Genomic DNA, 23,094 nt, shown 5'->3' with positions numbered 1-23,094 from the left:
CGCTCCTCCGGGTAGGGCTGTGACCTGTGGCTTTGCGTGGTGATCGGTGTCGATGACGGACGCGATCAGCAGGGTCTGATGGTCTTCGCCGACGGGTGGCCGCTGCCGCTCCTTTCACTCGAAGAGGTGACTGCGGCAATCCGCTGCTGGCCGAGTGCCGGGGCAAGCTGGTCGCTCAGCTCGCACACAGAGCCGATCACATGTTCTGCGCATTGCTCGGTATCCGGGTGGGATGGGTTCCAAAGTCGGTCGGCTTCGCCGCGGGCGACATGGTTCTCGTAGATCCGCACCTTGTGTCGCATCACGTCCAGGGTCCCCTGCAGCTCCCGGATCTGCGCCTCCACATGGTTTTGGTGTCGGCGCAGCAGCTCAAGCCGCTCGTGTTCGTTGCCCGGGCCCTGGCGGACCAGCTCGATGTACTGCCGGATCATCGCCAGGGACATGCCGGAGGAACGTAGCTTTGTGCAGATCGCCAGCCACTCCAGATCTTCCTCGTGATAGATCCGGCGGCCGTTGGACAGGCGGCGTACCGGGTTGGCGAACAGGCCCTCCCGCTCGTAGAACCGCAACGCGTGCACGCTCAGCCCACTGCGCTGCGCCACCTCACCGATGCTCAGGCCCATGAGCGCCCCTCCCTCACACAGCTGTTGATCTAGACCCGACTCTAGGGTCTAGCGTCGAGTTGTCGGCCCATCGGGCCATCAGAACAGGGGAGAACATGAGTATTTGGTTTGTCACTGGGGCATCGCGGGGGCTCGGCGCGGCGATCACCCGTGAGGCACTGGACCGAGGGCACAGCGTGATCGCCACTGCGAGGGACGCATCGGCAGTGCTCAAGGCGTACCCGCACAAGCCGGATGAACTGCTGGCGGTGAACGCGGACGTGACCGAACCGAAGCAGCTGACGGCCGCGGTGGAGGCCGGGCTGGCCCGGTTCGGCCGGATCGATATCGTGGCCAACAACGCCGGTTACGGCCTCGTCGGCGCAATCGAGGAGACCTCCGACCAGGCCGCTCGGGCACTGTTCGACGTCAACGTGTTCGGCGTCCTCAACACGTTGCGGGCGACCCTGCCGACGTTGCGCGCCCAGCGATCCGGACATGTCCTGAACATCAGCTCCGTGGGCGGTTTCGCCACCGCACCGGCGACGGGCCTGTACGGCGCATCGAAATTCGCCCTCGAAGGCATCTCCGAAGCACTGCACGGCGAACTGGCCCCCCTCGGAGTCCGCGTCACGATCATCGAGCCGGGCGGCTTTCGCACGGACTTCCTGGGCAGCTCCAGCTTTCAAGTCGAGCCGGCCACCATCGCCGACTACACCGAAGGCGCGGGACCGGTGCGCGAGGCGCTGGCCCACTACGACGGCCGCCAGCCGGGCGACCCGGTGAAGGCTGCCAAAGCCATCGTCGACGTCACCGAGACCGTCGAGCCTCCGCTGCGCCTCCAACTGGGCGCAGACGCGGTCGAGCGCATCGAGGCGAAACTGGATCTGGTACGGCGTGAACTCGACCAATGGCGCCACGTAGCACTCTCCACTTCCATCTGACAGACGAGCGGGCGCCCCCACCACCGCCCACTCGACGGCGGATCCGAGCCGGTTGTGATCACCACGCCGCTTCGCCATCAGCTTCCGGTCCTCGTCATCGAGGAAGAAGAACCGCTCCAGCTCGGGCCTCGTCGGCTCCTCGGCGAACTTCCCGTACGCCTCAGCCTGCTCATCAGTCAGAAATTCCACCGGCATGCGGCGGACGGCAGCCGGCCCCCGCCAGCGATCGAAGAGCTTCCGGCGAACCCCCGCAACAGCCCGATCGCCTGTGCTGGACGACCAAGATCACGTGCTTGGCGCCAACGGCTGTACCGCTGGTCCCCAACGCCGGAACCGAACCGCGCAGGAAGTCGGCCCGGTCGACTTCCTACGCATCCGGGTGCGGGTCAGGCGGCGGGGGTGAGGTCGAGAGGGCGGCCTTCGGGGGTGAGGGCGATGGCCCAGAGGCCGTGGGTGGCGGGGTGGAGGGGGGTGGGGGCCTGGCGGGCGAGTTGGTGGTCGAGGTAGGTGACGGTGTCCTGGTGGTTGACGGCGTTCCAGGCGTGCGGGCGGCCGTAGGCGTCGAGGGTGAGGAGCACCGCCTGGGAACCGTGGCCGGCGCGGCGCAGGTCGTCGGCGAGGCGGTCGAAGGCGCGGCCGCCGTCGCCCAGGTCCCGGAACGGGGCGCCGAGTTCGCGTTCGGCGCGGTCCCGGCCGCCGCGTTCACCGGCGTCGCCCTCGGTGGGGATGCGCGGGGCCGCACAGGTCGGGCGGCCGGTGTAGCACTCGACCGCGGAGAGGGCGATCTCCAGACTGTTGTTCGCCCGGCCCGGTTCGCGGTAGCCGCCGTCGTTGACGGCCTCCGCCCAGCCGCCGGCCGCCGGGTCGGGGTGGCGGACGGGCCGGCCGTCCTCGTCCCGGGGTGCGCGGCGTTCGAGCTCGGCCTGGTGCTCCGGGTCGACCGGCGCAAGCCCGCCCGGCAGGCCGTACGGACGGCTGTCGGCGATGCTGCGCAGCCGTACCGCCGGATCGTCCGGCTGGGCTCCGCACCGTGCGCGAAGGGCGAGTTGGAGGGCCATCGCATGGGCGGTCGCGACCGGGACCGCGCCCCAGGCGAGGGTCGGGTCGGCGAGGCCCGCCGCGCTCTCCCGTCGCCGGGCCTCCCCCGGGTGCGCTTCGGGTCGGCCGGTCACGGGGGTGGTCCCGACGATCGGGGGTGCGGTCGGAGGCGGCGGCGCGGCCTGGACCGGCGGCGGTCCGACGACCGGGTGCGGCGCCGCGCCGACCGGGGTCCGGGCCGCCGGCGCGCCGGGCTGCGATGTGCCGGGCTGCGGTGCGCCGACGGCCGGGCCGCCGCCCACCACGCCACCGGGGCCGCTGGCCGCGCCCGCCCCGACGCCACTGCCGAACGGTGCCGCCACGTTCACGGGTCCGCCTCCGGTGCCCGCCAGCGGCCCGGGCCCGACGGTGCCGACCGGACCGGCCGCCTGGTACCCGCCGTACCCGCCGCCGTACGCCGGAGTCCCGAACTGTCCGGGCACCCCGACCGGCCGTACCGTCGACGGTGCGTCCGGCGCCGGCCCGTGCGAGGGGACACCGACGGACGGCGCGGTGACGGGCGCGGCCGGCGCACTCACCGAGTCCGTCCGTACGGTCACCGGCCCACCGCCACCGCCCGCACTGCTCGCACCACCACCGCCACCACCACTGCCACCACTGTGCGAGGAAGCCGCGGGCGCCTGGAGCGGGTAGTCCCCCTCCGACCAGCCCGCCGACCCGCCGCCCTGCCGGACCGGCGCGGCAACGGCCGGCGGCGTCCAGTCACTGCCACCCCCACCACCACTGCCCGTCGCCCGGTGCTGCCCCGGCAAGCCCCCGGCGCCGTACCCGGCCCCGGCCCCGGCCGACACCGCACCCACGGGCGCGCTCGCCGCGACCGCCGCGTCCGGGCCGCCGACGACCGCCCCAGGCTCCGCCACCGCGAACGAGGCCACCGTCACGGCGCCCGGCGCCTTCGGATCCGCCGGCCCGTCGGGCGTCGCACCCGCGACCGGTTTGTCCGCCCCCGGCTTGTCGACACCGGGCTCGTCGACACCGGGCCCGTCCGTCCCCGGCGTCAGCCCGGCGAGCGGCACCCCGCGGACCTCCTTGCCGTCCTCGCCGGTGAGCACCGGCTGCCCGTGCTCGTCCAGCCGGACGGCCAGGTCCGCCACCCCGACCACCGGCTTGCCGTCCGGTCCCGGGACGATCAGCAGCCCGGTGGCGTCGGCCACCGGTGTGCCGTCGGCACGGAGGATGACCGGCTGCCCGTCCGGGCCGAGGACGGGCTTGCCGTGCTCGTCCACCTTGACCGTCAGCCCCGGCACGCCGACCAGCGGCTTGCCGTCCTTCCCGGCGAGCAGGACCAGCCCGGAGCCGTCCGCAGCGAGCACGCCCGGTTCGCCGAGGGCGGCGGGCAGCCCGGCGGCGAGCGGGTCGAACGCGCCGCTGCGGTACGCGGCGGCGGTGACCCCCGTCCCCTGCGCGGTGCCGAGCTTCAGCAGGGCGACGGCGGCCGGCTCCTTGAGCACGCCGGACAGGGCGTCCTTCATGGCGCGGGCGAGTTCGGCGAGCAGTCCGCCGATCTTCAGTGCGGCGGCCTCGACGGCGACCGCCGCCACCCCCGCCGCGACCTGCTCGGTGGCGACGTTCCTCACCGTGGCCGCGAAGCCGCCGACGGCGTTCTCCAGCCCGCCGACCACCCCGCTCTTCGCCGGGTCGCCGGCGGCCGTCGCGGCGACCTTGCCGGCCGCCTCCTTGGCCCTGGCCGCCTGTTCCTCGGCCTGCTTGAGGTCGGCGGCGAGCTGCTGCAGGGTCGCGATGATCTCGGCCTTGCAGGTGTCCACGGCCCGCGCGGCCGTGTCGAAGGCCCCGGCGACCAGCCCGACCGCGCTGTGCGCGTCGTCCAGGTGGCCCCTGCCGCCGCCGCTGAAGGCCTGCCAGTACGCTCCGAAGGCCTCGACCGCGTGACCGGAGTTGTCGGCGGTGACCCGCCGGACGGACTCACCGCAGCGGCGGGTGAGCCGGTCGGCCTCCTTGCCGAACTCGCGCCAGACTCCGGCGGCCTTGCGCAGGCCCTCCTCGTCGGCCTGCAGCCACTGCTGGCCGGTCCGGGCCAGCACCGGGACCAGTTCCTCGGGCAGTTTCCGGGACACGCGCTTCCCCCTTCGAGCCGGGTCCGTCAGACCGGCATGTCCTTGGGGACGGCGGGGGCCGCCCCCGGGGTTGCCTCCGGCACCGTCGAGTACACCGCGGACGTCACCGGCGAGGCCCCCGGCACCCCCGCCGTGCCCGGCACCCCTGCCGCGCCCGACACCCCCGGCGCCCCCGGCGCCCCCGACACCGCCGACGCCCCGAACCCGCTCGCCGCCGAGCTGTCCGCGTCGGCCGTCCGCGCGGCCATCGCGTGCAGCCCGGCCCCGATCCCGGTCACCCGCCCGGCCAACCCCCGCAGCCCCCCGACGAGTTCACCGCGCGCCAGCCCGTACACGGCGGCGAACCCGCTGCCCGGCCGGTCCGCCCCCGAGGGGGCGCCGAGCGCGGCGAGCCCCTGCTCCAGGGCGGCGACGGCCTTCGTCAGCTCGCCGCCGATCTTCTCGAACTCCCGCCCCTCGCCGTGCAGTTCCCACGGCTTGACGACGAACTCCCCGCCCGCGCGGCCGGACACCCCGGTGCTGCCGTCTGCCATCCCCGCACCTCCCCGTAGCGGCCCCGTGGCGGGCCGGCCGCCATCCTAGGCACGCCCCCGGGCCCGCCCGCAGGGCCCGACGGACCTCTTCACCCCGCCTTCACCCCGGACGGTCCCACCGCCACGGGCCCCGCCACCGGTCCCGCCACCGCGCCATCGCCCACGAAAGCTCTACCCTTGCCGGGTGGCACCAGCAGAAACGTCCAAGAAAAAGGCCAAGGCGAAGCCCAAGGCCTCCCCCGCCCCCGTCGACCTCGCGATGCCGACCCTGCGCCGCGAGATCCCGCGCGACGAGGTCCCGCTCGACTTCCCCCGCGCCTGGGTCGAGTTCGCCGACCCCGCCGACGAGGAGCAGGTCTTCCGCTGCGACCTCACCTGGCTGACCTCCCGCTGGTCCTGCGTCTTCGGCCAGGGCTGCCACGGCATCCGCGAGGGCCGTGGCGAGTCGGACGGCTGCTGCACGCTGGGCGCGCACTACTCGGACGAGGACGACGAGAAGCGCGTCCGGTCGCACGCGGCCCGGCTGACTCCCGAGCTGTGGGAGAACTTCGCCGAGGGCACCGACGCCAAGGGCCGGATCGTCGCCGACGGCGGCATCACCATGCTGGACGAGGACGGCGACCGCCAGACCCGCCGGGTCAACGGCGCCTGCATCTTCGTGAACAGCCCGGGCTTCGCGGGCGGCGCCGGCTGCGCCCTGCACGCGCTCGCGCTCAAGGAGGGCCGCGAGCCGCTGGAGACCAAGCCGGACGTCTGCTGGCAGCTGCCGATCCGCCGCACCTACGACTGGATCGACCGCCCCGACGACACCCGCTACCTCCAGGTGTCGATCGGCGAGTACGACCGCCGCGGCTGGGGCCCGGGCGGCCACGACCTGCACTGGTGGTGCACCGGCGCCCCGGCGGCCCACCAGGGCGCGGAGCCGGTGTACGTCAGCTACCGCCCCGAGCTCACCGAGCTCATGGGCAAGGAGGCGTACGAGGTGCTGGCCCGGCTGTGCGAGGAGCGGATCGCCACCAAGGGCGACCGCAAGGTGGCCCCGCACCCGGCCGACCCGGCCAAGAAGGCCGGGAAGGCGGGGACGGCGGGGACGGCAGGAACGGCAGGAACGGCAGGAACGGCAGGGAAGACCGGGAAGAACTGACCGGCCCTACTTGTCGATGTCCCCGACCACGAAGAACATCGACCCCAGGATCGCCACCATGTCCGCGACCAGCGTCCCCGGCAGCAGCTCGGTCAGCGCCTGGATGTTGTTGAAGGACGCCGAGCGCAGCTTGAGCCGCCACGGCGTCTTGTCGCCATGCGAGACCAGGTAGTAGCCGTTGATCCCGAGCGGGTTCTCGGTCCACGCGTAGGTGCTGCCCTCGGGGGCCTTGAGCACCTTGGGGAGCCGCTGGTTGACCGGGCCGGGCGGCAGCGTGGCGAGCTTGTCGAGGCAGGCGTCGGCGAGGTCCAGCGAGTTGAGGGTCTGCTCCAGCAGGCACTCGAAGCGGGCCAGGCAGTCGCCCTCCTCGCGGGTGACCACGGTGAGCACCTGCCGCAGTTCCTCGGAGCCGTAGGCGAGGTACGGCTCGTCGCGGCGCAGGTCGAGGTCGAGGCCGCTGGCCCGGGCGATCGGGCCGCTGACGCCGTACGCCTCGGCCTGCGCCCTGGTGAGGACGCCGACGCCGGCGGTGCGGGCGCGGAAGATCTCGTTGCCGAGGACGAGGTCCTCGAAGACCGGCAGCTGCGAGCGCACGGTGGCAACGGCGGTGCGGACCCGGCCGAGCCAGCCGGCCGGCAGGTCCTCCTTGAGGCCGCCGACCCGGTTGAACATGTAGTGCATCCGGCCGCCGGAGGCCTCCTCCAGCACGTACTGGAGGTCCTCCCGGCTGTTGAAGGCGTGGAAGACCGGGGTGATCCCGCCCAGCTCCAGCGGGTACGAGCCGAGGAACATCAGGTGGTTGAGCACCCGGTTGAGCTCGGCGAGCAGGGTGCGGACCCACACCGCCCGCTCCGGGACCTCCATGCCGAGCATCCGCTCGACGGCCATGACGACGCCGAGCTCGTTGGAGAAGGCGGAGAGCCAGTCGTGCCGGTTGGCCAGCATGATGATCTGCCGGTAGTCGCGGGCCTCGAACAGCTTCTCGGCGCCCCGGTGCATGTAGCCGATCACCGGCTCGGCGCTCACGATGCGCTCGCCGTCGAGCAGCATGCGCAGCCGCAGCACGCCGTGCGTGGCCGGGTGCTGCGGGCCGATGTTGAGCACCATGTCGGTGGTGCCCGCCGCGCCGGTGACGTTCTCGGCTCCGGCCCCGATGCCGACCGTGGTCTCCCTCATGCCCCCAGAGTCTGCCATCCCGGCAGGCCTGCCAAGCCCGCAGGTTCCGGCATGTGGACGGCCTGTACCAGCCACCCGAACCCGCCCAGCCCGCCCGGGTCGGTCAGCTCGGCCCCCTCCCCCGCCCCGCTCAGCGCCCGCAGGTAGCCGGCCGGGTCACTGGTGGCGAGCGCGAGCGCCGGGCGCTCCCCGCTCACGCCGAGCGCCCGCAGCGCCTCCCGCTGGGTTGTCCACAGGCTGTGGAGACCGGGCACGGCGATCGAGTCCAGCGCGACGTGCGCGGTGACGTCGCAGGAGCCGTCCGGCACCGGGGCCGCCTCCCGGCCGTCCCGGAAGCCGGCGTACGTGCCGAACGGCGGCCGCCGCCCGGCGGTGTGCCCGTAGTCGACGGCGACGGCCAGGCCCCGGTCCAGCCCGGCCACGGCCCGCGCCCAGGCGGCGTCCCGGGGGCCGCCGAACTCCACCACCTCGCCGGGCTCCACGGCCGGCCACCAGCGGTCGGCCCAGGCCGCGTCGGCCGTCGAGACCGGCTCGCCGAGGCGCTGCCCGCCGGTCTCGGTGTCCACCTCGACGTAGCGCAGCACCCCGTCCTCGTCCACCTCCCCGGCGTCCAGCGGCACGTTGTCCAGCCACTCGTTGGCGAACAGCAGCCCGGTCACCCCGCGCGGCGGCTCGTCCGTCCACAGGGCTGTGGACGGCAGGCCGGCCGGGCGCTCGGCGATCTCCACGCCGTACGGGCGCAGCCGCGCCAGCACCTCGGCGGGCAGCTCGGCCAGGACACCGGTGAGCAGTTCGCCCCGCCCGGCCCCCATGTCGACCAGGGTCAGCTCCTCCGGACGGCCGAGGGCCTCGTCAACCTCCAGCAGCAGCCGGGCCACCGCACGGGCGAACCTCGGCGAGGCGTGCACCGAGGTGCGGAAGTGCCCGGCGGGGCCCTCCGGCCTGCGGTAGAAGCCCTGCACGGGGTCGTACAGGGCCTGTTCCATGGCGGGCGCCCACCGCATCCAAGTCATGGGGCGGGACGCTACCCGGTCGCGGACGGCCCTCCCCATCGGCCCGGGTGCCTCTCCGACCTACGGAGTAGGACGGATCGCCCTACCGGCGGACCTGGGCATGCGGAGCGACTGCCTACGCTGGACACGTGCATCGACTCAACGCCTGGCTCCGCCGTCACCCCATGGTGGTCGACGCCGCCTGGGCGTCGATCGTGCTGTTCGTCGGCCTGGTGCCGAGCGACAACTACGTCGACGAGGGCTGGCGCTTCGACGCCTCGATCCTGATCGCGGTGCTGCTGCCGCTGCTGATGGTCTTCCGGCGGCGCCACCCCGACCTCACGGTGGTCGTCGCCACCTCCATCGGCGTCGGCCAGGTGCTCGCGAACGTCTCGCCTGAGGGCTCCTCGATCGCCTACCTGGTCTTCGCCTACACCGGCGCCGCCTTCGGCCGGAAGTGGACCTCCCGGCTGGCGCTGGCGGCCGGCCTGGCCGCCGGGCCGCTGGTGTTCTGGCAGATGATGCCGGTGAAGACGGTCTTCGACAAGGCGGGCGACGCGCACACCCGCCCGTACGCCTTCGGCGAGGCGGCGCTGATCACGCTGCTGATGAGCACGCCGTTCATCCTCTGCTGGGCCTGGGGCCGGCTGACCAGGGTCCGCCGTGCCTACCTGACCGAGCTGGAGGACCGCGCCGCCCGGCTGGAGCGCGAGCGGGACGCCCAGTCCAAGGTGGCGGTCGCCGCCGAACGGGCCCGGATCGCCCGCGAGCTGCACGACGTGGTCGCGCACAACGTCTCGGTGATGATCGTCCAGGCCGACGGCGCCGCGTACGTCCTGGACAACTCCCCGCAGCAGGCGAAGGAGGCGCTCGGCACGATCGCCTCCACCGGCCGCCAGGCGCTGGTCGAGATGCGCCGCCTGCTGGGCGTGCTGCGCACCTCCGACACCAAGGCCGAGGAGTACGTGCCGCAGCCGGGCGTCGAGGAGCTGCCGGAACTGCTGGAGCAGGTCCGCACGGCCGGGCTCGACGTGGACTACGCCACCTCCGGGCACCCGCGCGAGCTGCCGCGCGGCGTCGAGCTGACCGTCTACCGGATCGTCCAGGAGGCGCTCACCAACGTCCGCAAGCACGGCGGCCCCGACGCGCACGCCCGGGTCGCGGTCGACTTCGGCGAGCGCGAGCTGGCCGTCCTGGTGGAGGACGACGGGCGCGGCAGCACCGAGGAGCAGCTGGCCGCCGGCGGCGCGGACGGCCTCGGCCACGGCCTGATCGGCATGCGCGAGCGCGTCGGCATGGTCAGCGGCAGCCTCGACGTGGGCCCCCGCCCCGGCGGCGGCTTCCGGATCCGCGCCGTCCTGCCGCTCAAGGCGGCCCACTAGCCCCGTCCGCCGTCCACCCCTCCAAGGAGTCCCACCTTGACCATCCGCGTGATGCTCGTCGATGACCAGGAACTGCTGCGCACCGGTTTCCGGATGATCCTCCAGTCGCAGGGCGACATCGAGATCGTCGCCGAGGCGGGCGACGGCGCGCAGGCCCTGGAGCTGCTGCGACGCACCGAGGTGGACGTGATCCTGATGGACGTCCGGATGCCGCGGCTGGACGGCGTGCAGGCGACCCGCCGGATCTGCCTGGCCGAGGACGGCAGCCCGCTGCCGAACGCCCCGCACGTGCTCATCCTCACCACCTTCGACCTGGACGAGTACGCCTTCGCCGCGCTCAAGGCCGGCGCCAGCGGCTTCCTGCTCAAGGACGTCCCGCCGACCGAGCTGGTGGCCGCGATCCGCGCGGTGCACGGCGGGGACGCGGTGGTCGCCCCGACCACCACCCGCCGGATGATCGACCGATTCGCCGAGGTGCTGCCCACCCCGCAGAGCTCGCCCGGCTCGGACGCCCTCGGCCCGCTGACCGAGCGCGAGCGGGAGGTGTTCCTGCTGGTCGCCCAGGGGCTGTCGAACGGCGAGATCGCGGCCCGGCTGGTGCTCTCCGAGGCCACCGTGAAGACCCACGTCGGCCGGATCCTGGCCAAGCTGGGCCTGCGCGACCGGGTCCAGGCCGTGGTGCTGGCGTACGAGGCCGGGCTGATCCGGGCCGGGGCCACCGACTGAGCCGCTGCACCGTTCGGGCGCCCCCGTAGACTGGGGCGGTACGTCCGGTACCCGTCGAGTGGACTGGAACGGTCATTCAGGACAAGGCAGGACAAGGGTGGACGTGAATCCGTCCGGCTTCGCCGACTCCGGCGAGTTCGGCCCGCTCGCCGACGGTCTCGCCGACCGGGCTTTCGGTGATCCCGGCGACCCCGGCAACCGCCCGGCCCGGCTGGCCGTCGGCGTGGTCGGCACCGGCCGGGTCGGTCCCGCACTGGGCGCGGCGCTCCAGCTCGCCGGGCACACCGTGGTCGCCGCCTCCGGGGTGTCCGCCGCCTCCCGCCGCCGCGCCGAGGCGCTGCTGCCGGGCGTGCGGATCGTCACCCCGCCGCAGGTGCTGGCCGCCGCCGACCTGGTGCTGCTGACCGTCCCGGACGACGCGCTGGCCGACCTGGTGGCCGGGCTGGCCGCCACCGGCGCCGTCCGCCCGGGCCAGCTGATCGTGCACACCTCCGGCGCGCACGGCGTCGCCGTCCTGGAGCCCGCCACCCGGGCCGGGGCGCTGCCGCTGGCCCTGCACCCGGCGATGACCTTCGCCGGCACTTCGGTGGACCTGGCCCGGCTGGCCGGCTGCCCGTTCGGCGTGACCTCCCCCGAGGAGCTGCGGCCGGTCGCCGAGGCACTGGTGGTGGAGATGGGCGGCGAGCCCGAGTGGGTCCCCGAGGAGGTCCGCCCGCTCTACCACACCGCCCTCGCGCACGGCGCGAACCACCTGGTCACCCTGGTCGCGCAGGCGATGGACCTGCTGCGCACGGCCGGCGTCGCCGAGCCCGGCCGGATGCTCGGCCCGCTGCTGGGAGCCGCCCTGGACAACAGCCTGCGCTCCGGCGACGCGGCCCTCACCGGCCCGGTCGCCCGGGGCGACGCGGGCACCGTACGGCGCCACCTGGCGCAGCTCAGTACGGTGTCCCCGGACATCCCGGCGGCATATCGTGCAATGGCCCGTGCCACCGCCCAGCGGGCGGTGGCGAACGGGACTCTCTCGACCGACGCTGCGGCCGCTGTGCTGGACGCTCTCGACGAGGAGACGCGCTAGGTGACTCCTCCCCGGCCTGGACCGGGGCTTCTCACTCGGCCGCCGAAGCGGCCTCATGACGGACAAGCCCTGCCCGGTGCGCTACCGCACGGGACGGAGCGCAACAAGGCGGCGACACGTCGCGCAGCCGAATGATCGAAGGAGCGCAGGAATGGCGGGCAAGGCCCAGCGAAGCAAGCCCCAGCGGACGCCGAAGGTCCACCGTGCCGTCGTCACGCACACCGTGGACGACTTCGAGGCCGCGTTCTGGCCGGACGAGCATCCGGTGGACAACGCCGTGGTGATGACCATGGGCGCGCTGCACGAGGGCCACGCCGCGCTGATCCGGGCCGCCCGCAAGCAGGTCGGCCGCGAAGGCCGGGTCGCGGTGACGGTCTTCGTCAACCCGCTGCAGTTCGGCCCGTCCGAGGACCTGGACCGCTACCCGCGCACCCTCGACGCCGACGTGAAGCTGGCCGAGGAGAACGGCGCCGACGTGGTCTTCGCGCCCTCCGTCGAGGAGGTCTACCCGAACGGCGAGCCGCAGGTGCGCCTGTCGGCCGGCCCGATGGGCGAGCGTTTCGAGGGCGCCACCCGGCCCGGCCACTTCGACGGCGTGCTGACCGTCGTCGCCAAGCTGCTGCACATCACCGACCCGGACTTCGCCTTCTTCGGCGAGAAGGACGCCCAGCAGCTGGCGGTCATCCAGCGGATGGCCGCCGACCTGGACTTCGACGTCGAGATCGTCGGCGTGCCGACCGTCCGCGAGGAGGACGGTCTGGCGCTGTCCTCGCGCAACCGCTACCTCTCCGAGGAGGAGCGCACCCACGCCCTCGCCCTGTCCAAGGCCCTGTTCGCCGGCCGGGACGTCGCCGCGCAGGGCCCGAAGGCCGTGCGCGAGGCCGCCTCGGCCGTCCTGGACGGCGCCGAGGGCGTCACCCTGGACTACCTCGCCCTGATCGACCCGCACGCCTTCACCGAGGCGGCGGACGACTTCCAGGGCGAGGCCGTGCTGGCCGTCGCCGCGAAGGTGGGCCCGACCCGCCTGATCGACAACGTCCGCATCATCGTCCGGTAGTACCGGCGGCAGGACCCCCCTTTCCGGCATGCACTCACAGGAGGCGTGACCACATGCTCCGCACCATGCTCAAGTCCAAGATCCACCGGGCCACCGTGACCCAGGCCGACCTGCACTACGTCGGCTCCGTCACGGTGGACGAGGACCTGCTCGACGCCGCCGACCTGCTCCCCGGCGAGCTGGTCCACATCGTCGACATCAACAACGGCGCCCGGCTGGAGACCTACACCATCGCCGGCCCGCGCGGCTCCGGCGTGATCGGCATCAACGGCGCCGCCGCCCGTCTGGTCCACCCCGGCGACCTGGTCATACTCATCGCCTACGGGCAGATGGACACGGCCGAGGCCAAGGGCTACGAGCCGAAGGTCGTCTTCGTGGACGAGCGCAACCGGATCACCGGCTTCGGCGGGGACCCGGCGGAGGCACCGGAGGGCAGCGGACTGCTGCGCGGTGACGAGGCGTACCGTGACGAGGACGGCGCGGCCACCGCGGCCACGCGCTGAAGGAGCCACTGAGCCATGTCCGTTACGCATCGCCTCACCGCCCCGACCCCCGGGTGGACCGCCACCACCGACGTGGTCGTGGTCGGCTCCGGGGTGGCCGGTCTCACCGTCGCCCTCAACGTCCGCAAGGCCGGCCTGCGGGTCCTGGTGGTCACCAAGGCCGTGCTGGACGAGGGCTCGACCCGCTGGGCCCAGGGCGGCGTCGCGGCCGCCCTGGGCGAGGGGGACACCCCCGAGCAGCACCTGGACGACACCCTGGTGGCCGGCGCCGGCGTCTGTGACGAGGAGGCCGTCCGCACCCTGGTCACCGAGGGCCCGGACGCCGTCCGCCGGCTGATCGCCACCGGTGCCCTGTTCGACCGGGGTGAGGACGGCGAGATCCTGCTGACCCGCGAGGGCGGCCACCACCGCCGCCGGATCGTGCACGCGGGCGGGGACGCGACCGGCGCCGAGATATCGCGCGCCCTGGTCGCCGCCGTCCACAACGACCCGGACATCGAGCTGATCGAGCACGCGCTCGTCCTCGACCTGCTGACCGACGCCGAGGGCCACACCGCCGGGCTGACCCTGCACGTGATGGGCGAGGGCCGGCGCGACGGCGTCGGCGCCGTCCGGGCCCGCGCGGTGGTGCTCGCCACCGGCGGCATGGGCCAGGTCTTCTCCGCGACCACCAACCCGGCGGTCTCCACCGGCGACGGCGTGGCACTGGCCCTGCGGGCCGGCGCCGCCGTCACCGACCTGGAGTTCGTCCAGTTCCACCCCACCGTGCTCTGGCTGGGCCCAGAGGCCGAGGGCCAGCAGCCGCTGGTCTCCGAGGCGGTCCGCGGCGAGGGCGCCCACCTGGTGGACGCGGACGGCGTGCGCTTCATGGTCGGACAGCACGAGCTGGCCGAACTCGCCCCGCGCGACATCGTCGCCAAGGCCATCACCCGGCGCATGCAGGAGCAGGGCGCCGAGCACATGTACCTGGACGGGCGGCACTTCGGCGCCGAGATGTGGGAGCACCGCTTCCCGACCATCCTCGCCTTCTGCCGCGCCAACGGCATCGACCCGGTCACCGAGCCGATCCCGGTCGCCCCGGCCGCGCACTTCGCCTCCGGCGGCATCCGCACCGACCGGCACGGCCGCACCACCGTCCCCGGCCTGTACGCCTGCGGCGAGGTCGCCTGCACCGGCGTGCACGGCGCCAACCGGCTGGCCTCCAACTCGCTGCTGGAGGGCCTGGTCTTCGCCGAGCGGATCGCCGCCGACCTTGCGGAGCTGCACGCGGCCGGCGAGCTGCCCGAGCGCACGGTGGACGTCGCCGCGGCGCGGGCCGCGCAGCCGGTGCCGCTGCCGCCCTCCGAGGCCCGGGCCGAGATCCAGCGGCTGATGTCGCGCGGCGCGGGCATCCTGCGCTCCGCCGCCTCGATGGCCGACACCGCCGCCGGGCTCGCGCTCCTCGCCGAGCAGGCCCACGCCCACGTCGCCGAGGAGAAGCCGTCCGACCCCCGGGTGGAGACCTGGGAGGCCGCCAACCTGCTGCTGGTCGCCACCGCCCTGGTCGCGGCCGCCGCACAGCGCGAGGAGACCCGCGGCTGCCACTGGCGCGAGGACTTCCCCGAGCGCGACGACGCCCACTGGCGGCGCCACCTGATCACCACCCTCGCCGCCTCCGGCGACCCCGTCAGCACCCCTGAGGAGCAGTAGAACCATGACCCACTCCCACGAGGAACTCCCCCTGGCCGACCAGGGCGGCTGCGGCGACGGCTGCGCCTGCGGGGACGGCGAGGGCTACGAGACCGGCCTGGACCCGCAGCTGGCCGAGCTGCTGGAGGAGGCCGGGCTGGACCCGATCGAGGTCGAGGACATCGCCACCCTGGCGCTGGCCGAGGACTTGGCCGGCGGCGAGGACGTCACCTCGGTGGCGACCGTGCCCGCCGAGGCCGTCGCGACCGCCGACTTCACCGCCCGCCAGGCCGGCGTGGTGGCCGGCCTGCGGGTCGCCGAGGCGGTCGTCTCGCTGATCTGCGAGGAGGAGTTCGAGGTCGAGCGGCACGTCGAGGACGGCGACCGGGTCGCGGCCGGCCAGGTGCTGCTCTCGGTCCGCTCCCGCACCCGCGACCTGCTGACCGCCGAGCGCAGCGCGCTCAACCTGCTCTGCCACCTGTCCGGCATCGCCACCGCGACCCGCGCCTGGGCGGACGCCCTGGAGGGCACCGGCGCGGTGGTCCGGGACACCCGCAAGACCACCCCGGGCCTGCGCGCGCTGGAGAAGTTCGCGGTGCGCTGCGGCGGCGGCGCCAACCACCGGATGGCGCTCTCGGACGCCGCGCTGGTGAAGGACAACCACGTGGTCGCGGCCGGCGGCGTGGCCGAGGCCTTCCGGGCCGTCCGGGCCGCGTACCCGGAGCTGCCGGTCGAGGTCGAGGTGGACGAGCTGGCACAGATCCCGCCGGTGCTGGAGGCCGGGGCGGACCTGATCCTGCTGGACAACTTCACCGTCGACCAGCTGAAGGAGGCCGTCGCGCTGGTGGCCGGCCGGGCGAAGCTGGAGGCCTCCGGCGGACTGACCCTGGCCGGCGCGCGCGAGGTCGCCCAGACTGGTGTCGACTACCTGGCCGTGGGCGCGCTGACCCACTCCTCGCCGATCCTGGACATCGGCCTGGACCTGCGCGCCTGACCGTCAGGCCGAGAGCGGTTCCTGCCCCGACCCCGTCCCGACTCGCAGAAAGCGTCCCCGTGCTCCTCACCATCGACGTCGGCAACACCCAGACCACGCTCGGCCTGTTCGACGGCGAGGACGTGGTGGAACACTGGCGGATCTCCACCGATCCGCGCCGCACGGCCGATGAACTGGCGGTGCTGCTACAGGGGTTGATGGGCAACCACACCGCGGTCCGGGAGGCCGCGGTGGAGGGCCTGGCGATCTGCTCCTCCGTCCCCGCCGTGCTCCACGAGCTCCGCGAGGTGACCCGCCGCTACTACGGCGACGTCCCCGCGGTGATCGTGGAGCCCGGCGTGAAGACCGGGGTGCACGTCCTGATGGACAACCCCAAGGAGGTCGGCGCGGACCGGATCGTCAACGCGCTGGCCGCCAACCACCTGTACGGCGGCCCGTGCATCGTGGTCGACTTCGGCACCGCGACCACCTTCGACGCCGTCAACGCCCGCGGCGACTACGTCGGCGGCGCGATCGCCCCCGGCATCGAGATCTCGGTCGAGGCGCTCGGCGTCCGCGGCGCCCAGCTGCGCAAGATCGAGCTGGCCCGCCCGCGCAACGTGATCGGCAAGAACACCGTCGAGGGCATGCAGTCCGGCATCCTCTACGGCTTCGCCGGGCAGGTCGACGGCCTGGTCGAGCGGATGGCCCGGGAGCTGGCCAAGGACCCGGACGACGTCCAGGTGATCGCCACCGGCGGCCTCGCGCCCCTGGTCCTCGGCGAGGCCACCACCATCGACGTGCACGAGCCCTGGCTGACCCTGATCGGCCTGCGCCTGGTGTACGAGCGCAACCGGCCCGCCGCCGGCTGAGCCGCGCTCAGGGAGCGGGCGTCGGGGCCGTCCGCGGGTACCATTTCCCCCCCGACAGGAAGCCCTCGGTCCCGATGGTCGTGCCCGGCGGGACGGTCACCATCACCAGGCTCCCAGGCAGTGCCTCCAGGACCTTCCGCCAGCGCGGGTCCTTCACCACCGCGGCGAGTTGCTCCGGCGTCAGCGGCGGGTCGGTCCGGGTGATCGGCGCGCCCTGCTCCAGCGACTCGCGGTTCCACTCCTGGAGCATCATCCGGTAGCCGCTCCCGGTCAGCGTGGCGGACCAGGTCTTGGAGCCGGCCGGCTGGCCGGTGCGGGTGGCGGCCTGGTAGAGCTGCAGGTGGGAGCCGTCCGGGAGGTCCGACTCGTCACAGGTGTCGCCACCCGTCGGCACGGCCGGGCAGCCCATGTCGTTGCCGCCCGGGAAGCGCGTGATCCAGAACAGGTACTGGGCCGGGCCGTTCCCGTCGTCCAGCACCAGCCGCAGCTGCGGGGCGCCGCTCTCGGCGCCCCTGGCCTCGCCCACCCGCACCGTCCCCTGCGGCAGGAGTTCGGTGAGCATCCGCTGGAACTCCGGCCCGGTGACCGGGGCGGCGGACGCGGCCGGCGACCCGCCCGCCGCCGCGCCGACGACCGCGGTGCCGGGCCCGGGCAGCAGGCCGCCGAACGCGGCCGTGCCCACCCCGGCCAGGGCCAGCGCGGCGGCGCCCGCCACGGTGCCGATCCGCCGCCTGCGGCGCAGCCGGCGGCCGTACGACCAGCCGGTGTCGACCAGCCGGGTGGCCTCGGTGTCGAAGGCCCCGCCGGCCGCGGCGATGGCCTCGGTGAAGGCCCGCTCGAACCGCTCGTCGGGCCCGTCGTGCTCTGCGGACATGCTGAACCAGCCTCTCTACCAATCGAGTTGACGTGAATAGTGCAGTGACGTCGACGTGCCGGCCGGCTCAGCGCCCGGCTGGCTCGCCGAGGCTGTCGCCGAGGACGCCGCGGATCCGGCCGAGCGCACGGAAGGCCTGGGTCCGGACGGCGCCCGGGGTGAGGTGCAGGATCGCGGCGGTCTCCTCGACGCTGCGGTCCTCCCAGTAGCGCAGGACCAGCACCGCCCGGTCGCGCGGCGCGAGCCGGCCGAGCGCGTCCATCAGGGCCAGCCGCAGTTCCGGGTCGCCCTGCGGGGCCTCGCCGTCCGGCACCGCGCCGACCGGCCGCTCGCCGCTGGAGCGGCGGCCGCGGTGCGAGAGGAAGACCCGCACCAGCACGGTGTGGGCGTACCCGGCCGGGTTGTCGATCCGGCGCTTGCCGCCGAACCAGGAGGTGCGGTGCCACTGGGCGTAGATCCGCCCGAGCGTCTCCTGCACCAGGTCCTCGGCGAGGTGGGTGTCCCCGCCGGCGAGCAGGCAGGCCGACCGGTAGAGCGCTCTGGCACGGGCGGCCGCGAAGGCCTGGAAGTCCTCGTCCCGCCGCCCGCCCCGGGCCGCCTTCCCCTGACCGTCCGGTTGCATCCTGCCCGGCCCCCTCGCTCGTTCTCCCCTGACACCTGGATGACCAGTCAGGCCCCGGAGGTCGTTACAGGTGGCGGCGAAAGGTTTTTTCACCAGGCCAAACGTGGGTGGTTCGGCGCGACGTTACCGACAAATCGGATATTCCTCACGTAGTGTCAGCCCATGCCTACGCCACACGGATCGCGCGGCGGCATGGCTTTCAGCGCCGACGAAGTCCGCGTGCTGCGCCGAGCCCTCGCCCAAGCCCTGCACCCCGCCGTCCCCGTCCACCTCCAGCGGCCCGAACGGCCGGCGCTCGCCGGGCCGGGCGCCGAGCTCTGGGCGGAGGACGTCCAGGACGCCCTGCGCCTGACCGAGGCGATCGACGAGGCCGTCCAGGAGGGCGGCCGGCTGCGCGCCTTCCTGCTCGCCGATCTCGGACGCTACCGCTCCGCCCTGCCCGGCAGCGCCCCCGGCTACCTGGAGCGGCTGGAGGAGGCGGTGTCCGACGGGTACCTGCCCGGGCCGGAGGACCTCACCGCACTGCGCGGGCTGACCCGCCAGCCCTGCGGCCAGGGCGAACGGGCCCGCCGCTCCCGGCTGGCCGGGCGCTGCCACGCGCTGGCCGAGGCCGCCGTCCGCGAGCGGCTCGCCCTCCACACCGGGCAGCCCCGCCACCTGGTGGCCGTACCGAGCCCCGCCGCACCGCCGAACAGTCACCCCACCCCTGTAGGAGGCCGGACCACCATGAGCAGCACCGACTCCCGCCCGGAGCAGCCCGCCGCCGCGAAGACCCCGCCCCGTCCGAACCGGATGCCCACCCCCGCCGAGCTGTTCGGCCGCCGCCCCAAGCCCCCGGCCCACCCCGCTCCGCCCGCCGACCAGGGCCCCGAGGAGATCGAGGACATCGAGCTCGCCACCGGCACCGGCTGAGCCGGCTCACCCGCCGCCCCCCGGGGGGAGACCGCCGCCGCGGTCTCCCCCGCGGTAATCCCGTGGCGGAGCACCGTGTGCGGCTGGCTACCCTTGTGGGGTGAGCGATCAGAGCCTTGTCCCCGCGACCGACGACCTTCCCGAGCAGATGCGCGTCCGGCGCGAGAAGCTGGACCGGCTCCGGGCGGCCGGTGTCGACCCGTACCCGGTCGGATTCCCCCGCACCACCACCATCGCGGACCTGCGTGCCAAGCACCCGGATCTGGAGCCGGACACCGCGACCGGCGAGCGGGCCGGCGTGACCGGCCGCGTGATCCTCTCCCGCACCGGCGGCAAGCTCTGCTTCGCCACCCTGCGCGACGGCACCGGCGACCTCCAGGTGATGTTCTCCCTGGACAAGCTGGGCGCGGAGCGGCTGGCGGCCTGGAAGGCCGACATCGACCTCGGTGACCAGGTCGGCGTCGAGGGCGAGGTGATCACCTCCAAGCGCGGCGAGCTGTCCGTGATGGTCGACCGCTGGGAGCTCACCGCCAAGTGCCTGCGCCCGCTGCCGGACAAGCACAAGGGCCTGACCGACCCGGAGGCCCGGGTCCGCCAGCGCTACGTGGACCTGATCGTCAACCCCGAGGCCCGCGAGATCCTGCACCTGCGCAGCAAGGTCGTCCGCTCGATCCGCCGCACGTACGAGGACCGCGGCTACATCGAGGTCGAGACCCCGATGCTCCAGCCGGTGCACGGCGGCGCCAACGCGCGTCCGTTCAAGACGCACATCAACGCGTACGACATCGACCTCTACATGCGCATCGCCCCCGAGCTGTACCTCAAGCGGCTGGTGGTCGGCGGCGCCGAGAAGGTCTTCGAGATCAACCGCAACTTCCGCAACGAGGGCGCGGACTCCACCCACAACCCGGAGTTCACCTCGCTGGAGTCGTACGAGGCGTACGGCGACTACGACACCCAGGCCGAGCTGATCCGCGAGACGATCGTCAACGCGGCCCGGGACGCGCTGGGCACCACGGTGATCAGGGGCGTGGACGCGCACGGCGTCGAGCACGAGATCGACCTGGCCGAGCCGTGGGAGGAGGTCGGCGTCTACCCGGGCATCTCCGCCCACCTGGGCGTCGAGGTCACCCCGGAGACCGGCGTCGAGGAGCTGCGCAAGCTGGCCACCGAGCACGGCATCCCGTTCGAGAAGGAATGGGGCCACGGTCAGATCGTGCTGGAGATGGTCGAGCGCCTGCTGGAGGAGAACGCCGTCCGGCCGACCTTCATCAAGGACTACCCGACCGAGGTCTCCCCGCTGACCCGCCAGCACCGCTCGCAGCCCGGCGTGGCCGAGAAGTGGGACCTGGTGATCTTCGGTACCGAGATCGGCACCGCCTACTCCGAGCTGGTCGACCCGGTCGAGCAGCGCGCCCGTCTCACCGCCCAGTCGCTGCTGGCGGCCGGCGGCGACGTCGAGGCGATGCAGGTGGACGAGGACTTCCTGCGCGCCCTGGAGTACGCGATGCCCCCGACCGGTGGCCTCGGTCTCGGCGTGGACCGCCTGATCATGCTGCTGACCGGCAAGAACATCCGGGAGACGGTGCTCTTCCCGCTGGTGAAGCCGGAGCCGAAGGCTTCCGCCGCCACGGCGGAGAAGACCGAGGAGGAGTGACCTGATGGACTACGTCAGCGCGATCGTGCCGCCGCTGGTCATGGCGATCGGCTTCGGATTCCTGGTGCGGGCCATCGTCCGCAGCCAGGGCGGAGCCCAGCGGACCAAGGAAGACATCGACTGATCCCGCATGGCCGAGCGGCCCCGCGAGGACCGCGAGGACCGACGGGCGGAACCCGCGACTGACGCCGTCACCCGCCCCGGACGACCGGCGCGCCGCCATTCCCGATTCCCGGGGGTGGCGGCGCGCCGGTTTGGCGCACTTCACAAGATTTGCCCCATTCACTCCCTATCCTGGCCGCACTATGGTCCGGCAACTCGGCGAACTTGAGAACGCCATCATGACCCGGGTGTGGCAGTGGAACCGACCGGTCACGGTTCGCGAGGTTCTCCTGGATCTGCGGTCGGAACGCGAAATCGCGTACACCACGGTGATGACCGTCCTGGACAAGCTCCACAGAAAGGGCTGGCTGCGCCGCGAGCGGGTCGGCCGGGCCTATCGATATGAGCCGGTCTCCTCGCGTGAGGCGTACACGGCGGCCCTGATGAACGACGCCTGGGCCACCAGTGACAATCCGGCGGCGGCCCTGGTGCACTTCTTCGGCCTGATGTCGCCCGAGCAACGCGAAGCGCTCCGGGACGCCTTGCGGGTGGCCGCACTGTTCCCGTCCGATCCGACCGGCGCGGATTCCGCGGACGACGGACCGGATACCGGTGGGACGGAACCGGGAGCGGCGCGATAACGTCCCGACCATGGAGGTCACCATCCGCCGGGCGCGGACCACGGACGTGCGGGCAGTACGCGGGCTCATCGACGCCTACTCGCGCGACGGCATTCTGCTGGACAAGCCCACAGTCACACTGTTCGAATCCGTCCAGGAGTTCTGGGTCGCGGAACGCGACGACAACGGCGTGGTGGTGGCCTGCGGCGCGCTGCACGTGATGTGGGAGGACCTCGCCGAGGTCCGCACGCTCGCGGTGGATCCGGTCGTCCGGGGCTCCGGGATCGGGCACCTGCTGCTGGAGAAGCTGGTGCAGACGGCACGCTGGCTGGGCGTCCGTCGGATTTTCTGCTTGACGTTCGAGGTGGCGTTCTTCGCGAAACACGGTTTCGTCGAGATCGGCGAGCTCCAGGAAACCGATGATGGTACGACAGACCCGGCGGCGATCGCTACGGATGTCTATGAAGAACTCCTCCGCTCGTACGATGAAGGCGTCGCCGAGTTCCTCGACCTGGAGCGGGTGAAGCCCAACACACTGGGCAACTCGCGCATGCTGCTGCACCTCTGAGCCGCTCCACCCGGGTCAAGGGTTTGTGTTTTCCGGAGAAAGGCGCTTTCCTTTCCTTAGGCAATGGGTCGTTTAGCGGAAAGGGAAGCCCGTGGCACAGAGGGTGCAGGTCATTCTTGAAGACGATCTCGACGGCGGTTCGGCGGACGAGACGGTGACGTTCGCCCTCGACGGCGTTGCCTACGAGATCGACCTGAAGAGCGCCAACGCGGACAAGCTCCGCGGTCTGCTGGCGCCGTACGTGGAGAAGGGCCGCAAGCAGAGCGGCCGGCTCGCGGGGGCCCGTCGTCCGGGCCGCGGCGGTGCCGCGCGTCCGTCCGGCGGCGGTGCGCCCGACACCGCCAAGATCCGCGCGTGGGCCAAGGAGCAGGGCCTGGAGGTCAACGACCGCGGCCGGGTTCCGAGCAACGTCCGCGAGGCCTACGAGAAGGCCAACGCGTCCTGATCCCGGCGCCGCGGGCCTGCCGGAGCGGGTGCGGGGCCCCGGCGGCCGAAGGCGGCGCCGCCATCACACGTACGGGGCGCGGAGGGGTCTCCTCCGCGCCCCGCGGCGCGCGCCCGGACGGCCGCGTCACCACCGGTACCGGGGGCCTGCCGGGCGCGGGCTCGGGCGGCGGAACAATCACGGGCCGTGCAACGCTGTAGGAGCGAAGCGGTAGCGCGGACACCACCGGGACGGCGTACCCGGCCCCGGCCGCCGTCGAACCACCGTCGCCGCGGCCGGACTTCTCGCCAGGCGAACACCGCCACCGCGGAAACTGCGCGAGAACCGTCCCGATACCGGGTATGAATGCAGGTGGACGGGATCTTCGGTCCGTCCAGGGGCAGTATGGGCGACCGGCCGGCGGTTCCGGCCGCGCCCCGGCGGTGCGTGTTCGCCGATGGCGTAGCGGAATCCGGTGCATCCGGCCCACCTGTG

22 protein-coding genes and 1 pseudogene are annotated in these 23,094 nt (G+C 73.3%); 15 read left to right on the top strand and 8 right to left on the bottom strand.

Going from position 1 to position 23,094, the window contains the following annotated elements; genetic code table 11:
- Positions 1–65 precede the first annotated feature (65 nt).
- Positions 66–623: a MerR family transcriptional regulator gene (locus AB0O11_RS01600; RefSeq protein WP_363380592.1), complete on the bottom strand. Its 558-nt coding sequence runs from the start codon at positions 621–623 to the stop codon at positions 66–68.
- A gap of 95 nt (positions 624–718) precedes the next feature.
- Here AB0O11_RS01600 and AB0O11_RS01595 point away from each other — a divergent pair, with 95 nt between their 5' ends.
- Positions 719–1,546 (top strand): oxidoreductase, encoded by an 828-nt coding sequence (locus AB0O11_RS01595; RefSeq protein WP_363380589.1) that lies wholly within the window; start codon positions 719–721, stop codon positions 1,544–1,546.
- Here AB0O11_RS01595 and AB0O11_RS01590 read toward each other — a convergent pair.
- The 3 genes and pseudogenes from AB0O11_RS01590 to AB0O11_RS01580 form a co-directional block, all read right to left on the bottom strand.
- A pseudogene (locus tag AB0O11_RS01590) lies at positions 1,511–1,741 on the bottom strand (DUF4158 domain-containing protein); the annotation flags it as partial. The gene AB0O11_RS01595 and the pseudogene AB0O11_RS01590 overlap by 36 nt on opposite strands.
- A 191-nt stretch (positions 1,742–1,932) precedes the next feature.
- Positions 1,933–4,719, bottom strand: coding sequence for a toxin glutamine deamidase domain-containing protein (locus tag AB0O11_RS01585; RefSeq protein WP_363380587.1), 2,787 nt, complete (start codon positions 4,717–4,719; stop codon positions 1,933–1,935).
- A 26-nt stretch (positions 4,720–4,745) separates the two neighbouring features.
- The gene (locus tag AB0O11_RS01580) at positions 4,746–5,252 is read right to left on the bottom strand and encodes a hypothetical protein (protein WP_363380585.1); all 507 of its coding nucleotides are present in this window, start codon (positions 5,250–5,252) and stop codon (positions 4,746–4,748) included.
- Positions 5,253–5,511: 259 nt separating this feature from the next.
- Here AB0O11_RS01580 and AB0O11_RS01575 point away from each other — a divergent pair, with 259 nt between their 5' ends.
- Positions 5,512–6,396, top strand: coding sequence for a hypothetical protein (locus AB0O11_RS01575; RefSeq protein ID WP_363381250.1), 885 nt, complete (start codon positions 5,512–5,514; stop codon positions 6,394–6,396).
- Positions 6,397–6,402: 6 nt separating this feature from the next.
- Here AB0O11_RS01575 and AB0O11_RS01570 read toward each other — a convergent pair whose 3' ends face one another.
- Both AB0O11_RS01570 and AB0O11_RS01565 read right to left on the bottom strand, forming a co-directional pair.
- Positions 6,403–7,572: an NADH-quinone oxidoreductase subunit D gene (locus AB0O11_RS01570; protein ID WP_363380582.1), complete on the bottom strand. Its 1,170-nt coding sequence runs from the start codon at positions 7,570–7,572 to the stop codon at positions 6,403–6,405.
- The gene (locus AB0O11_RS01565; RefSeq protein WP_363380579.1) at positions 7,569–8,585 is read right to left on the bottom strand and encodes an SAM-dependent methyltransferase; all 1,017 of its coding nucleotides are present in this window, start codon (positions 8,583–8,585) and stop codon (positions 7,569–7,571) included. The genes AB0O11_RS01570 and AB0O11_RS01565 overlap by 4 nt, the downstream gene beginning before the upstream one ends.
- Before the next feature lie 128 nt (positions 8,586–8,713).
- Here AB0O11_RS01565 and AB0O11_RS01560 point away from each other — a divergent pair, with 128 nt between their 5' ends.
- The 8 genes from AB0O11_RS01560 (at position 8,714) to AB0O11_RS01525 (ending at position 16,820) form a co-directional block, all read left to right on the top strand.
- Positions 8,714–9,946 (top strand): sensor histidine kinase, encoded by a 1,233-nt coding sequence (locus tag AB0O11_RS01560; RefSeq protein WP_363380577.1) that lies wholly within the window; start codon positions 8,714–8,716, stop codon positions 9,944–9,946.
- A gap of 36 nt (positions 9,947–9,982) precedes the next feature.
- Positions 9,983–10,672, top strand: a complete 690-nt coding sequence (locus AB0O11_RS01555; RefSeq protein WP_363380575.1) for a response regulator transcription factor — start codon at positions 9,983–9,985, stop codon at positions 10,670–10,672.
- A 97-nt stretch (positions 10,673–10,769) separates the two neighbouring features.
- Complete coding sequence (locus tag AB0O11_RS01550) at positions 10,770–11,747, top strand: DUF2520 domain-containing protein (protein WP_363380572.1); 978 nt, start codon at positions 10,770–10,772, stop codon at positions 11,745–11,747.
- A 151-nt stretch (positions 11,748–11,898) separates the two neighbouring features.
- Complete coding sequence (gene panC / locus AB0O11_RS01545; protein WP_363380570.1) at positions 11,899–12,804, top strand: pantoate--beta-alanine ligase; 906 nt, start codon at positions 11,899–11,901, stop codon at positions 12,802–12,804.
- Positions 12,805–12,857: 53 nt separating this feature from the next.
- Positions 12,858–13,307, top strand: a complete 450-nt coding sequence (panD, locus tag AB0O11_RS01540; RefSeq protein WP_363380567.1) for an aspartate 1-decarboxylase — start codon at positions 12,858–12,860, stop codon at positions 13,305–13,307.
- Positions 13,308–13,322: 15 nt separating this feature from the next.
- A complete protein-coding gene (locus AB0O11_RS01535; protein ID WP_363380564.1) occupies positions 13,323–14,996 on the top strand; it encodes an L-aspartate oxidase in 1,674 nt (557 codons plus the stop codon).
- Positions 14,997–15,000: 4 nt separating this feature from the next.
- Positions 15,001–15,969 (top strand): carboxylating nicotinate-nucleotide diphosphorylase, encoded by a 969-nt coding sequence (nadC, locus tag AB0O11_RS01530; RefSeq protein WP_363380561.1) that lies wholly within the window; start codon positions 15,001–15,003, stop codon positions 15,967–15,969.
- A gap of 59 nt (positions 15,970–16,028) precedes the next feature.
- Positions 16,029–16,820 carry a type III pantothenate kinase gene (locus tag AB0O11_RS01525; RefSeq protein ID WP_224283786.1) on the top strand — a complete coding sequence of 264 codons (792 nt, stop codon included), beginning with the start codon at positions 16,029–16,031 and terminating at the stop codon, positions 16,818–16,820.
- 7 nt (positions 16,821–16,827) lie between these two features.
- Here AB0O11_RS01525 and AB0O11_RS01520 read toward each other — a convergent pair whose 3' ends face one another.
- Both AB0O11_RS01520 and AB0O11_RS01515 read right to left on the bottom strand, forming a co-directional pair.
- A complete protein-coding gene (locus AB0O11_RS01520; protein WP_363380557.1) occupies positions 16,828–17,694 on the bottom strand; it encodes a hypothetical protein in 867 nt (288 codons plus the stop codon).
- Positions 17,695–17,761: 67 nt separating this feature from the next.
- Positions 17,762–18,316, bottom strand: a complete 555-nt coding sequence (locus tag AB0O11_RS01515; protein ID WP_363380554.1) for a SigE family RNA polymerase sigma factor — start codon at positions 18,314–18,316, stop codon at positions 17,762–17,764.
- A 192-nt stretch (positions 18,317–18,508) separates the two neighbouring features.
- On the opposite strand from AB0O11_RS01515, the gene AB0O11_RS01510 reads away from it, so the two are divergent.
- The 5 genes from AB0O11_RS01510 to AB0O11_RS01490 all read left to right on the top strand — a co-directional run bounded on the left by AB0O11_RS01510 (position 18,509) and on the right by AB0O11_RS01490 (position 22,620).
- On the top strand, positions 18,509–19,228 hold the full coding sequence (locus AB0O11_RS01510) for a hypothetical protein (RefSeq protein ID WP_363380551.1): 720 nt from the start codon (positions 18,509–18,511) through the stop codon (positions 19,226–19,228).
- Positions 19,229–19,328: 100 nt separating this feature from the next.
- Entirely contained in the window at positions 19,329–20,885 is a 1,557-nt protein-coding gene (lysX, locus tag AB0O11_RS01505) for a bifunctional lysylphosphatidylglycerol synthetase/lysine--tRNA ligase LysX (RefSeq protein WP_363380548.1), read from the top strand.
- A 305-nt stretch (positions 20,886–21,190) separates the two neighbouring features.
- Positions 21,191–21,628, top strand: coding sequence for a BlaI/MecI/CopY family transcriptional regulator (locus AB0O11_RS01500; RefSeq protein WP_363380547.1), 438 nt, complete (start codon positions 21,191–21,193; stop codon positions 21,626–21,628).
- A 10-nt stretch (positions 21,629–21,638) separates the two neighbouring features.
- Entirely contained in the window at positions 21,639–22,175 is a 537-nt protein-coding gene (locus AB0O11_RS01495) for an amino-acid N-acetyltransferase (protein ID WP_363380544.1), read from the top strand.
- Between the two features lie 91 nt (positions 22,176–22,266).
- The gene (locus tag AB0O11_RS01490; protein WP_363380541.1) at positions 22,267–22,620 is read left to right on the top strand and encodes an Lsr2 family protein; all 354 of its coding nucleotides are present in this window, start codon (positions 22,267–22,269) and stop codon (positions 22,618–22,620) included.
- Positions 22,621–23,094: the final 474 nt, after the last annotated feature.

This window comes from Kitasatospora sp. NPDC093102 (assembly GCF_040683915.1).
Taxonomy (GTDB): domain Bacteria; phylum Actinomycetota; class Actinomycetes; order Streptomycetales; family Streptomycetaceae; genus Kitasatospora.
The sequence above is the reverse complement of the archived record's forward strand: the minus strand, read 5'-3'. Positions and strand labels throughout refer to the sequence as shown.

What these genes read in the sequence shown, in the direction of transcription:
- AB0O11_RS01600 (WP_363380592.1), bottom strand. Translation starts at nt 623, where the DNA reads ATGGGCCTGAGCATCGGTGAGGTGGCGCAGCGCAGTGGGCTGAGCGTG.
- AB0O11_RS01595 (WP_363380589.1), top strand. Translation starts at nt 719, where the DNA reads ATGAGTATTTGGTTTGTCACTGGGGCATCGCGGGGGCTCGGCGCGGCG.
- AB0O11_RS01580 (WP_363380585.1), bottom strand. Translation starts at nt 5,252, where the DNA reads ATGGCAGACGGCAGCACCGGGGTGTCCGGCCGCGCGGGCGGGGAGTTC.
- AB0O11_RS01575 (WP_363381250.1), top strand. Translation starts at nt 5,512, where the DNA reads ATGCCGACCCTGCGCCGCGAGATCCCGCGCGACGAGGTCCCGCTCGAC.
- AB0O11_RS01570 (WP_363380582.1), bottom strand. Translation starts at nt 7,572, where the DNA reads ATGAGGGAGACCACGGTCGGCATCGGGGCCGGAGCCGAGAACGTCACC.
- AB0O11_RS01565 (WP_363380579.1), bottom strand. Translation starts at nt 8,585, where the DNA reads ATGACTTGGATGCGGTGGGCGCCCGCCATGGAACAGGCCCTGTACGAC.
- panC (WP_363380570.1), top strand. Translation starts at nt 11,899, where the DNA reads ATGGCGGGCAAGGCCCAGCGAAGCAAGCCCCAGCGGACGCCGAAGGTC.
- panD (WP_363380567.1), top strand. Translation starts at nt 12,858, where the DNA reads ATGCTCCGCACCATGCTCAAGTCCAAGATCCACCGGGCCACCGTGACC.
- AB0O11_RS01535 (WP_363380564.1), top strand. Translation starts at nt 13,323, where the DNA reads ATGTCCGTTACGCATCGCCTCACCGCCCCGACCCCCGGGTGGACCGCC.
- nadC (WP_363380561.1), top strand. Translation starts at nt 15,001, where the DNA reads ATGACCCACTCCCACGAGGAACTCCCCCTGGCCGACCAGGGCGGCTGC.
- AB0O11_RS01520 (WP_363380557.1), bottom strand. Translation starts at nt 17,694, where the DNA reads ATGTCCGCAGAGCACGACGGGCCCGACGAGCGGTTCGAGCGGGCCTTC.
- AB0O11_RS01515 (WP_363380554.1), bottom strand. Translation starts at nt 18,316, where the DNA reads ATGCAACCGGACGGTCAGGGGAAGGCGGCCCGGGGCGGGCGGCGGGAC.
- AB0O11_RS01510 (WP_363380551.1), top strand. Translation starts at nt 18,509, where the DNA reads ATGGCTTTCAGCGCCGACGAAGTCCGCGTGCTGCGCCGAGCCCTCGCC.
- AB0O11_RS01500 (WP_363380547.1), top strand. Translation starts at nt 21,191, where the DNA reads ATGGTCCGGCAACTCGGCGAACTTGAGAACGCCATCATGACCCGGGTG.
- AB0O11_RS01495 (WP_363380544.1), top strand. Translation starts at nt 21,639, where the DNA reads ATGGAGGTCACCATCCGCCGGGCGCGGACCACGGACGTGCGGGCAGTA.